This is a genomic window from Acidisphaera sp. S103, assembly GCF_009765975.1.
Taxonomy (GTDB): Bacteria; Pseudomonadota; Alphaproteobacteria; order Acetobacterales; family Acetobacteraceae; genus Rhodopila.
The window spans coordinates 1-11,102 of record NZ_LMUJ01000091.1 but is presented as its reverse complement, the minus strand read 5'-3'; the positions used below and the strand labels follow the sequence as shown (position 1 = coordinate 11,102).

The window sequence follows — 11,102 nt, the reverse complement described above, 5'->3', positions numbered from 1 at the left end:
CAGCAGAAGCGCCAAATCGGTGACGCGGCGTGTCCGCCGCGCGAACCGAGGCGCGCTCTGCGACAAAGGGTTGACGAAGGTTTTCTGGCTGCAGCGCGGATTGCGGCATCGCCACCGTATCTGCCGGAGCCTGAGCGAGACCGGCGAGCCTTGAACCGGAAGATCCTGCAACACCCGGATCTTCGAGCCGTGATAAGATGTCGACGCACTGGCGCATCTTGGGCAGCACCCCGATGTGGCTGTGGTGGTGCCGGAGACAACCCAGCCGGAGCTTTGCCGTTCGGTCTCGACAACCCGTATGCCAAGGCCCGGAAGCCAGTCAGTTTTTGCTTTCATGGGGTATCAACCCACCGGTCTTAACAGCGGTCCAGCCCCAGGCTGTCATCTCGGTCCATCAAGGTCGAAGCCTCCACCCCAATTGAGGAAGACCCGTTCCTTCACCAGCCAATCCTGCAACGTGCCAAACGCGCGCTCGACGCGGCCCTTCGTCTGTGGACTGTTGGCGCAGATGATATCAATGTTGAACTCCGATAGCACCCGGCCGAATTGTGTGACCCGATCGCCGCCGATTGCGTCTTTGGCGTTGACGCGAAAAATGCCGTGTTTGTCGCTGTGGAACGCCACTGGCTTGCCGTGGCTCTTCAGATAGTCCTTCGTCGCGCGGAAGTAATCGAACGCGGACTCGGACGCGACGAACCGCAGCTGCATCAATCGGCTGGTCGCGTCATCGACGAACGCCAGCAGAGTGCACATCTCGCCACGGTCCTCGAACCAGCGGAGTTCGGAACCGTCGATAGCACGGGTTCACCTAGTACTACAGTTGCGCTTTATGAGTCCTATAATGGGCTTCAGCCGCGGTGAACTGGTGGTGCTGTCGCCATGCTGACCATGCCAGGACGAATGGCGGGCGCAGCGGGGATCGTAACAACAGCTTGGCGATGAGACCGCGGATTTCCGGCACACTGGGCAAGCCGAGGCGGATGGCGGTCACGCGGCGAGCGGCGGACTCGTTCTGTTCGGTTTATCGAATGCAGCACGGCGAAGCGAGGCCTGCAATCTGGCCAGAAACGCGGCTGCTGCCATACATAACATCATATGGCGGTGCCAGCCATGCCAGGATCTGGCGTCGCAGTGATCTGGGCCAAGCTCTTCCTTGGTACGCTGGAAACACTCTTCGATTGTCCAGCGCAGGCCGGCGGCGCCGGCCAGTTCCGCCAAGGTTGTTCCGGCTCGCGTGAAGGCCAGGTAGTAGGCACGCTCCGAGGCATCGCGCCGGCTGCGACGGATCAGCAGCCAGCGCTCAAAGCCGGTATCGACCGTCCAAGGCAAAGCGATCCGCGCTCAGTCATACAGGCGTGGACCTTTCGACCCCTCGCCAGCGGCGTGCCGCGCCCAAGCCTCGGGCGGCAGCGCATCGGCCAGCGTCAGGGGATCAGTCTGTTCCAGGCCTTCATTCGTCAGCAGGCGCAGCGCATGATTGGGTCGGGTCGCCAGCACGTAGGGCTGCTGACGTGCTTCGAGCATGCGGCGGATGCGGGAGTCTGCCCCATAGAGTGCATCCGCCAGCACGAACGCACAGGGTGCGCGGCATCAAGCGCCGCGGCGATCATCTTAGCCGCGATCGCCGGCTTGGTCTGAAAGGCGACGGCATCTGGCACTGCAGCACCCCGGCGGTGTGCGGTATCGTTTGCCCACGCTTCAGGCAAATAAAGGCGCCGATCGATCAGCGCCTGGCCAAACCAGCTTGCATAGGCAACGAATACACCGACCTGACAGTTCTCCACCCGCCCTGCCGTGCCGGAATACTGTCGCTCGACGCCAACCGAATGCGTGCCTTTCTTCAAAAACCGGTTTCGTCGACGACCAGAACGCCGCCGGGTTCCCTCAACGTGGCCAGCACCTCCGATCGTACCAGATCGCGCAGCCTGTCCGCCTGCCAGGCGCTGCGACGCAACAGCGATTGCAGCCGGTAGGGCCGTTCCAACCCAGCTTGTTCCGCCAACTGCCAGCCGGTCTTGCGGGCGCCGGGCAGGCGCATTCCGATGGCAGAAGTCCTGATCTTAGAAGTCATAGCGTTGTATGGTGAGACGGACGATATCGGTCCTTGGTTTCAGCGTTGCGCGCCAAGCGATGCGCTCGCGAAGCATTGGAGCCCATCGCGGTTTTGAAGGACAGGTGTGATTGCATTGGCGTTGGATCGCTGCAATTCATGGCCACGCAGATGCATCTGGGGCTTCGTTGGATGACACATGGACGCTTCACTGAACGCCTCTCGCTAGTCGATGCCTGGGCGTGGTTGGATGCCTGTCCGGCCGCGATGGGCTCGGAGGAGGTTCCCCTCCAGCACGCTATCGGCCGTGTTCTGTCAGCTCCGCTTGTCTTCTTGACGGATCGGCCAGAGCGCGACCTGGTGCTCGTCGACGGCTATGCGGTGCACGCCGACAGCACTCTGGGCGCCAGCACATACAATCCCCTATTTCTCACCATTGTCCCCAACGGCATGGCGTTGGCTGCGGGGTCTGCAACCGTCTGCCATGCCGGTGAGACCGTGCCCTCCGGCGCCGACGCAGTGCTGCCGTTAGAAGTCGGCGAGGCGGTCGGCACCACTCTGGAAGTGTGCGATACGGTCCCACGCGGTTTCGGCGTCGGGCGCAAGAGCCATGCCGCTCAGCACGGTGAAGTCGCCATCGAGGCCGGGCGTCGACTGGGCGTCCCGCAAATCGCGCTGGCGGCGTCTCTCGGCGTAACCCAGTTGATTGTCCGGCGGCGCCCTGTCGTCACGATAGTCCTCGCTGGCCCCAAGCCACCCGCCGTCGAGGCACTTGGCCTGGCGATATCCACCCTCGTGGCGCGGGACGGTGGCGTCACGGATTGCGCTCACAGGCACTACGACCTGGTACGGACGTTGTCTGGCGACGCGCCAGCCGATCTCATTCTGGTGGTCGGGCGCAGCGGCTGGGGCGAGGACGACGACGCTGTGACCGTGATCGCAACGGCAGGCGGACGGATGGAGCATCACGGACTGGCGCTAACGCCCGGTGGATCGGCCGGATTGGGCTGGCTTGGCAGTGCGCCTTTGCTACTGCTGCCGGGTGACCCGTTGTCCGCACTGGTGACGTACGAGCTGCTGGCCGGGCGACTTCTGCGCCGCCTCGCTGGACGTGCCGCCGACTTCCCTTATCCGATTCGGCGGTTGGTACTCTCGCGCAAGATAGCGTCGCCAGTCGGGGTCAGCGAATTTGTGCCTGTCGTCTGCCATGAATCGAGCGTCGAGCCATTGGCGCTGGCGCCAGCTGATGGTTTGGTAGGCTATGCCAGGGCGGACGGATTTCTCGTTGTCCCCGCTGGTCTGGAAGGTTATGCGCCTGGTGCATTGGTTGACGTTGTCACTGTGCCGGGCAGCGTCAGCGGGCAGGGGGAACCATGACTCCGTCGGAACCGAACTCCGAGACGCGCCATGCCGATTTCGTGCGGCAGTCGGCGCGGCAAGAGCAATTTCTCTCCGTTGCAAGCCGCGACGAAGCCGAAACACGGTTTCGTAGCCATCTCACTCTGGCGCCGCTTGGCGAGGAGACCATACCGCTCGCGCAGTGCCGCGGGCGCGTGCTGGCGCGCGACTTGGCAGCCGCAGTAGATGTACCTGGCTTCGATCGCTCCAACGTCGATGGCTTCGCAGTGTTTGCAGCCGACTTGGAACGGGTGCGTCCGGATGCACCACGACGGTTGAGATTGAATCGAGAGTTGCTGACGCCGGGCCGCATGCCGCGCGAACCTATCGAATCCGGCACTGCAACGGTCATCGCCACGGGCGGCATGATCCCACGTGGTTCCGACGCGGTGGTGATGGTCGAGCGAACCGAATTCATTGACGATGACTCGGAGGCAGCGGTTGACGTGAGTCAGCCACTGGCACCGGGCGCAGCCATATCTGCGGCTGGATCGGATATCGGGGCCGGAGAAACGGTCCTGCGCATCGGGACCGTCCTCGGTTCACGGGAGGTCGCGCTGCTGGCGGCGATCGGTGTGAACGATGTTCCGATCTTCCGGTGTCCGCGCGTCGCTGTCCTCTCGACGGGCGATGAATTGGTGCGGCCAGGAGACGCCATCCGTGCCGGACAGGTGTTTGACAGCAATGGCCCGATGCTGACGGCCGCGGTTGAAGAACTGGGCTGCGTCGCCTTGCCATTCGGGATCGTTCCGGACGACCCCGCCACGATGGCGGCGGCGGTCGACAAGGCGATCGCAGCGGCCGATGTGGTGCTTTTGTCTGGCGGCACGTCCAAGGGTGCCGGCGACATCGCCTACCGCACAGTCGCGCGCTTCACCGATCCCGGCATCATCGTGCATGGCGTCGCTTTGAAACCAGGCAAGCCGCTCTGCCTTGCGGTCACCCAAGGCAAGCCGGTGGTGATCCTGCCCGGTTTCCCGACATCGGCAACGTTCACCTTTCACGAATTCGTCGCTCCGGTTCTCCGCATCCTGTCCGGACTGCCGGCACTGCGTCGCGAGACCCGGACAGCGACCTTGCCGGTGAAGATGGTCTCCGAACTTGGCCGAACCGAATATGTCCTGGTATCGCTGACGGAACGGCCGGAAGGCGGGCTCGCAGCCTATCCCATTGGCAAGGGTTCCGGAGCGGTAACGGCCTTCTCTCTGGCGGACGGTTTCTTCGCCATTCCTGCGCAGACTGAAATGGTACCGGCGGGCATGGAGATCTCGGTAACGATCATCGGCGCGGCAGCGGAGCCAGCGGATCTCATGGTCATCGGCAGTCATTGTGTCGGCCTTGACTATCTCATTGGATTGCTGGCGCGCGAGGGGGTGACGGCGAAAGTGCTGTCGGTTGGCAGTACGGCCGGCCTGATGGCGGCGAAACGGGGCGAGTGCGATATCGCCGGCATCCATCTGATGGACCCGGAGACCGGTATCTACAATCGCTCCTCCGTTGATGAAACGTTGCGGCTGGTACCCGGCTATGGCCGCCTGCAGGGCGTTGTGTATCGGCGAGATGACCCCCGCTTCGCCGGGCTTGATGCGAACGGCGCCATTGCCAAGGCGAGCGCCGATCGTAGCTGCCTGATGGCCAATCGCAACGCGGGCAGCGGCACGCGCATACTGATCGACCGTTTGCTCGGCGATGCCAGGCCCGCCGGCTACAGCCATCAGGCTCGCTCGCACAACGCCGTGGCGGTGGCCATTGCGCAGCAACGGGCCGACTGGGGTGTGGCGATCGAGACGGTGGCGCAGCGCTATGGCCTGGGCTTCCTGCCACTACAGGCAGAGGAATACGACTTCGTCATTCCCGCCAGACGATTCGATCGCCCGGCCGTGCGTCGCTTCGTGACGCTGCTTCAGGATGGCGCGATACGTGCCGAGCTGGCGCGTATGGGTTTCGCAGGCACCTCCTCGCCCGGACCTTGACTCCAGCGAGAAATGGTTGCCGCAGAAAGCGCGTGCCAGACATCCTCAACAGCATCCGCGTTGCCTTCGGGCTTCTGGTCGGGTTCGATACGACGCTGTTACACGTCGTCGTCCTGTCTCTGACCGTAAGTTTGTCGGCGTCGGGCGCTGCGACGGTCTGCGGCCTGCCCTTGGGCGCAGCCCTTGCCGTGTTCCGTTTCCGGGGTCGCCATCTGGTGATCCTGCTGGCAAACGCACTGTTGGGGTTGCCCCCGGTCGTTGTCGGCCTGGGCCTTTATCTTCTGTTGTCACGCTCGGGACCGTTCGGCAGGTTAGGAATTCTGTTCACGCCGACCGCCATGATCGTCGCGCAATTTATGCTCGTATTGCCGATTGTCGTTGCGCTGAGTCATCGTGCCATGGTGGGTATCTGGAGAGATTACGGGGATGACCTGCTGGTCTCCGGCGCGAGCCGCTTCCGAGCCATCCCTCATCTTTTGTCGATTGGCCGGCTGGAAGCCCTGACCGCCAGCCTTGCCGGTTTCGGGCGGTCAGTCTCCGAGGTGGGAGCTATCCTAATTGTCGGCGGCAATATCGCCGGCTACACCCGTACGATGACCACGGCGATCATGCTTGAGACCAGCGAGGGCCATCTGGGTTTCGCGTTAGCCCTCGGTCTTGTTCTGATCGTGATCAGCATCGCGGTGAACGCTTGTGCATTCGGAATCGAGGCACGCGCCAGACGTGTCACTCCCAGGGAGGCTGCATGACCTCGTTTCGCTGTCACGATCTCGCCATAGTGTGCACGCTGGCACTGTTTGTCGCGTACCCAGTACGCGCAAACTCGGCGGACCCGCAAACCATCGTGCTGGCATCTACGACGTCGGTCGAAAATAGCGGCCTGCTGGCTCGCATCCTGCCGCAATTCACCAAGGAGACTGGCATCGAAGTTCGCGTGATTGCCCAAGGCACTGGGCAAGCGCTCGCAACAGCCGCCCACGGCGATGCTGACCTGGTGCTTGTGCACGATCCGGAGGCGGAAGCGAAGTTCATGGCGTCCGGCGACGGCCTGACCCGGCAGGAGATCGCCTGGAACGACTTCATCATCGTGGGGCCAAGTGCGGATCCGGCGCACGTCACGGGCACCCGAGACGTCGTGGCGGCCCTAACGACGATCGCCGCGGCAAAGGTTCCCTTCGTTTCCCGCGGCGACAAGAGTGGCACCGATGCACTGGAAAAGCGGCTATGGAAAGCGGCGGGATTGAACCCAGCCGCGGTCGGTGACGGATGGTATCGCGACATCGGCGGCAGCATGGGAGCGGCATTGAACGCCGCGGCGGCTATGGGCGCCTATACCCTTTCCGACCGTGGCACCTGGCTGAGTTTCGGCAACAAAGCGGGGATGACGAGCGTGCTTGAGGGTGATCCCCGCCTGCTGAACCGCTACGATGTCATCCTGCTGAACCCGCAGACCCACCCGCAAGCCAAGCAGGTGTCAGCGCAACGTTTTGCGTCTTGGCTAGAGGGGCCGAACGGACAGGCGGCGATCGCCGACTACATGATCGCCGGGAAGAGTCTATTCCATCCAGAGGCCGACCCGAAGCCATGAATGGCTGACGTGTGCAGTGGAAAGATGCAACGAAACCTGCCTCTACGAAAAGCCCGGCACACTAGGGTAGTTGAAGGCCAGCGTTGCCAGGGCCGCAGATATTCAGCGTCTGCGCGCCTCCGCCAACACCGCTGATCCTACGCGCGGGAGTGGGCTAAGAATGCCTTGCTCGCGATCTTCCAATCCTCCCCGCGCTTCAGCAGGACGAAGAAGTCGGTGTAGCGGGAGCCGCGCGCCCCCCATCTGGCCGTGCCGTTGCTTGTCATCGCAGGTGCGGGATCGGACAAGACCAACACCTTGAGGTGGACCCCGGAAACTGGACAGGTGGCTAAGAGAGACTCTCGCCCTTAAAATGGCGTTGTTGCAAAGGGCAAACGATGGCGAATGTACGAAAGAAACACGGTGTTGACTTCAAGGCCAAGGTGGCACTGTCGGCGCTTCGCGAGGATGGCACGGTGGCAGAGCTGTCGAGCCGGTATGGTGTCCATGCAAGCCAGATCCATGCCTGGAAGAAAACCGCGCTGGACGGTGTGCCATCGCTGTTTGCCCGGAGCACGGCCGAACCCTCTGGCCTGGCGGCGGCGGCGGACGAGGCGCGGCTGGCGTTGCTGTATGCCAAGATCGGCGAATTGACGGTGGAGCGGGATTTTTTTCGGAAAAGGTCTGGTGCCTGAGCCTGGCCGCACGGTTGTCTCTGGTTGAGCGGTCCGAACCGGACCTGCCGATCGCGGCACAGTGCCGGCTGCTGAAAGTCGCCCGTTCGACGCTGTATTACCGGCCGTTGCCGGTGAGCGTGGACGATCTGCGTCTGATGCGCTGGCTGGACGAACAGTTTCTGCAGACCCCGTTTTACCGCTCCCGGCGGATGGTGGCGGTGATGCGGCGGAACGGTTTGGTGGTCAACCGCAAGCGGGTGAAACGTTTGATGCGGGTGATGGGGATCGAGGCGATCTACCAAAAGCCCAATACCAGTCTCGGGCATCCGGCGCACAAGGTGTACCCTTACCTACTGCGGGGTCTGGTCATCGACCGGCCGAACCAGGTGTGGTGCGCCGACATCACCTATGTGCCGATGGCGAAGGGGTTTGTGTATCTGGTCGCGGTGATGGATTGGTTTAGCCGGCGGGTATTGTCGTGGCGGGTGTCGATCACGATGGATTCGGATTTCTGCGTGGCGGCGCTGCGCGAGGCCATGGAGCAGCACGGTCGGCCCGAGATTTTCAACACCGATCAGGGCGTTCAGTTCACCAGCGCGGATTTTTTGGCTGGACTGGAAGCCCGGGCAGTGCGGATCAGCATGGACGGCAAGGGGCGGTATCTGGACAACATCTTCATTGAGCGGCTGTGGCGGAGCCTAAAATATGAAGAGATATTCCTGAAGGCCTACGGTTCGCCGGCCGAGGCTCGGGGTGGGATCGGTGCTTGGCTGACCTTCTATAACGATGACCGGCCTCATCAGGCTCACGGTTATCGGACGCCGCGCGAAGTTTTCACCGGCGTGGCCCACGGATATGTGGACAACGTAAGCCCGTTGACCACATCTCCACAGGCCCAACAACAGGAAGAAAAGGCTTTTATTGATTCAAATATTAATCTAAGTATAGTTGCAGTAGTCCCTGGGCGGGCCGGGGATCGTGAAATGGGTCGGAGTCTCTCTTAACTCAGCCCGATTCCTGTCCAACCGATGGGGTCCACCTCACCTTGGCACATTGGGTCGCCAATTTGATCGTCAATGGCGTTGATCCACGCCGCATATTGCTGATGACCTTCTCCCGACGCGCCGTACCCGAGATGACCCGGCGCGTCGAGAGCATTTGTTCCGTGGTGCCGGGGGCCAAGGCCGACGTCATGACAGCTCGCTCTGCTGGACCGGGAGGTTGTCAAAAAAGTGACGATCAGAGCTGAACCCTATACGAAATCGCGACGCACGTTCGAGGTTCTCCTCGCTCAGGTCAGAACCATGAGGGGAAGCGGGTCGTATTCGCCAGCGTGCCGGCGGAGGCGCGACTTCACAGACCCGGCAGCTGCGCGGTGTGCTTCATGGGCCGGGGGCGACGCCAGCGGCACCGGTCACCATTCTGAGCGATGGCGCCGATTGTCCAAGATCGCTCGGCGGAGCCGCCAGCCCCGGTTCAACTCATCATGTATTGGATTGGTTTCATCTGGCGATGCGGGTTCGGCACGTTGCTCCAGACGGCCACGAGTTGGCCTGACGCGATAAAGATAAATCGCCAGACTGGTGCTCACCTCTCCGAGACGATCGAGCGGATCCGATGGCGTCTCTGGCATGGTCATGTCAAACGCGCCCTGGATCTCATAGCCAAAGCCACCGTTATTTTAGATGCCGCACCCGAGGATATGTCATCGGCGACCACCGCCTGCAAGGTGACGCGTCTTCCGGGCGATCTCGAGACTTACGTGTCCGGACAATCCGACATCATCATCGGCTATGCGACAGCCCGCCGATGCGAAGAACCGATTTCAACGGCCATCGCTGAGGAGACCGTCTAAAACCTGGGGGTATTCAGGCTGCCTTCCGAAACGGTCGATGGGCCCAACGCTCGGCGACCGCATAGTCTCGGTCCAGGGTTTCGTTCACGGCAGCAGTGCGGACTTTCAACATCAAATGCGCACCCCGAGGCGACCAACGCATTTGCTGCTGGGCATTCATGCGCCGATGTAACAGCCACTGCACCGTGCTCTCGGTGATCGCCGTAGAGATGGGTTCGCCACATCGGCGCGCTGTCGCATAATCAATGATGATCTCGGATTGCCCAGACACGTATGTCCTTAGGTCGCGTAGTAGACGTGCCACCTTCTGCGCTGCGGAAGCCGGCGCCGTGTCTTCTGCCACCGCTTCCAGACTCGCAGCGGTTTCCTCAATTAAATCAAGGGAGCGGCGGACCTGACCATGCCAGAGGCGCCACCGGATCCGCTCAATCGTCTCGGCGAGACGCTTACCTGCCTGCCGGTCGTCTTCAGTTTTGCTGGGCCAACTTTTCGCCGCCTGGGCGGGGTGTTGGATCCGCATCGCGAGATGGAACCAGTCCAAAACATGATGCGTCGGTCCAGGGCTGGCAGCCTCGCCGAGCGATCGCGGACCGTCGGCACCATCACTCAGAATGGTGGCCGGCGTTGTCGAACTCGCACCCAGCCCGTGCAGCACGCCACGCAGCTGCCGGGTCTGTGCATGCGCCTCGGCGGGAACGCTGCTGAAAACCGTCAGCTTGCCCTCGCCTTTACTGATCTGCGCGACGAGAACCTCGAACGTGCGTCCTTGGTATTGGCGTGCAGCCCTTATGTGACCACCATCAATCGACAGCGTGATGGATGGCGCTGGCTCTGCCGACGTGCATGTCGGGGCCGCCACGGCCTCCCGCTCCAGTCTGGCACCAACGCAAAGCGTTCGCCGCCGGGTTGTTTCCACGGTTTGCGGCTTCCCGAGCGGAAGAAACTCCGACAACACCGTCCTGGCGCGGCGATAGGGCAGCAACGCTCCCATTTTCGCCAGGACCCGCTCGTATTCAGGCGTGCATCGATCGGGCATGATTTCCGCGACCGGGCTAAGCGTGCGGCGGCAGGTCACCATGCACTGGCAGGGCTTGAAGCGTGGCGCTTTGACGGCAACGGTGCCAAAGAGAGACACCAGTCGGCGGGAACGCACGTCTTTCAGCGGCCGCCTGGCTTGGCATCGCTGGCAGATTTGGCGGCGGCGGCAGTGTTGCTCGGTCTGGGCCTGGACCAAATGACGCTGCGTCTCCGCCAATATCTGCTTTCCCTGCGCAAGCGTCAGCCCAACCATCTGCGGCGTGTATCCGGCGACGGCCGCGCCGCAGCCAAGTTCGCGAACCGCGATCGTCCCGTCTAACTCGACCAACTCCAACATAATCCGCCACCTCATCACACACTCCAGCCTGCCACCACGGAGCCGGAATGTACACCCCCAGGTTTTAGACGGTCTCCTGATCGACTCTTCGACGAAGATCAAACTCTGAGTGTCTTGTGTGGACGGCCCCTTGGATTCAAGAGCAAAAGCGAGAATTCTGACGGGCGGATCGATTGCGATCATGTGTCTGGCCTGTTGACGCGGCAT

11 protein-coding genes and 3 pseudogenes are annotated in these 11,102 nt (G+C 62.3%); 7 read left to right on the top strand and 7 right to left on the bottom strand.

The annotated features are described in order from the left end of the window. From GSQ89_RS40340 to GSQ89_RS40335, 5 genes and pseudogenes are all read right to left on the bottom strand, one after another. Window positions 1-336, bottom strand: a 336-nt coding sequence (locus GSQ89_RS40340; RefSeq protein ID WP_174254951.1) for a transposase family protein, incomplete at its 3' end; no start/stop codon positions are given. Between the two features lie 96 nt (window positions 337-432). Further along, window positions 433-795: pseudogene (locus tag GSQ89_RS29700) on the bottom strand (ISNCY family transposase); the annotation flags it as partial. Between the two features lie 192 nt (window positions 796-987). After that, window positions 988-1,329, bottom strand: coding sequence for a transposase (locus GSQ89_RS29695; RefSeq protein ID WP_158931731.1), 342 nt, complete (start codon window positions 1,327-1,329; stop codon window positions 988-990). A gap of 12 nt (window positions 1,330-1,341) precedes the next feature. Next, window positions 1,342-1,524, bottom strand: coding sequence for a hypothetical protein (locus GSQ89_RS38290; RefSeq protein WP_174254950.1), 183 nt, complete (start codon window positions 1,522-1,524; stop codon window positions 1,342-1,344). Next, window positions 1,458-2,038: pseudogene (locus GSQ89_RS40335) on the bottom strand (IS701 family transposase). The gene GSQ89_RS38290 and the pseudogene GSQ89_RS40335 overlap by 67 nt, the downstream one beginning before the upstream one ends. 171 nt (window positions 2,039-2,209) lie before the next feature. Between GSQ89_RS40335 and GSQ89_RS29680 the strand changes: the two are divergent. From GSQ89_RS29680 to GSQ89_RS29665, 4 genes are read left to right on the top strand one after another with little or no spacing between them, the layout of a single operon-like run. Continuing rightward, window positions 2,210-3,427 (top strand): hypothetical protein, encoded by a 1,218-nt coding sequence (locus GSQ89_RS29680; protein WP_158931728.1) that lies wholly within the window; start codon window positions 2,210-2,212, stop codon window positions 3,425-3,427. After that, complete coding sequence (locus GSQ89_RS29675; RefSeq protein WP_158931727.1) at window positions 3,424-5,421, top strand: molybdopterin biosynthesis protein; 1,998 nt, start codon at window positions 3,424-3,426, stop codon at window positions 5,419-5,421. Before GSQ89_RS29680 ends, GSQ89_RS29675 begins: the two co-directional genes overlap by 4 nt. 32 nt (window positions 5,422-5,453) lie before the next feature. Further along, on the top strand, window positions 5,454-6,170 hold the full coding sequence (locus GSQ89_RS29670) for an ABC transporter permease (protein WP_158931726.1): 717 nt from the start codon (window positions 5,454-5,456) through the stop codon (window positions 6,168-6,170). Further along, the gene (locus GSQ89_RS29665; protein ID WP_158931725.1) at window positions 6,167-7,009 is read left to right on the top strand and encodes a substrate-binding domain-containing protein; all 843 of its coding nucleotides are present in this window, start codon (window positions 6,167-6,169) and stop codon (window positions 7,007-7,009) included. Before GSQ89_RS29670 ends, GSQ89_RS29665 begins: the two co-directional genes overlap by 4 nt. A gap of 137 nt (window positions 7,010-7,146) precedes the next feature. Here the strand turns inward: GSQ89_RS29665 and GSQ89_RS40330 are convergent, their stop codons facing one another. Then, window positions 7,147-7,275 (bottom strand): nuclear transport factor 2 family protein, encoded by a 129-nt coding sequence (locus GSQ89_RS40330; RefSeq protein WP_371734313.1) that lies wholly within the window; start codon window positions 7,273-7,275, stop codon window positions 7,147-7,149. Between the two features lie 111 nt (window positions 7,276-7,386). Between GSQ89_RS40330 and GSQ89_RS29655 the strand changes: the two are divergent. From GSQ89_RS29655 to GSQ89_RS29645, 3 genes and pseudogenes are all read left to right on the top strand, one after another. Beyond that, window positions 7,387-8,507, top strand: a pseudogene (locus tag GSQ89_RS29655) (IS3 family transposase); the annotation flags it as partial. 203 nt (window positions 8,508-8,710) lie between these two features. Next, a complete protein-coding gene (locus tag GSQ89_RS29650) occupies window positions 8,711-8,914 on the top strand; it encodes a UvrD-helicase domain-containing protein (protein WP_216856476.1) in 204 nt (67 codons plus the stop codon). Between the two features lie 180 nt (window positions 8,915-9,094). After that, window positions 9,095-9,520 carry a hypothetical protein gene (locus GSQ89_RS29645; RefSeq protein ID WP_158931723.1) on the top strand — a complete coding sequence of 142 codons (426 nt, stop codon included), beginning with the start codon at window positions 9,095-9,097 and terminating at the stop codon, window positions 9,518-9,520. A gap of 13 nt (window positions 9,521-9,533) precedes the next feature. Here the strand turns inward: GSQ89_RS29645 and GSQ89_RS29640 are convergent, their stop codons facing one another. Then, a complete protein-coding gene (locus tag GSQ89_RS29640) occupies window positions 9,534-10,910 on the bottom strand; it encodes an ISKra4 family transposase (protein ID WP_371734312.1) in 1,377 nt (458 codons plus the stop codon). Window positions 10,911-11,102 lie beyond the last annotated feature (192 nt).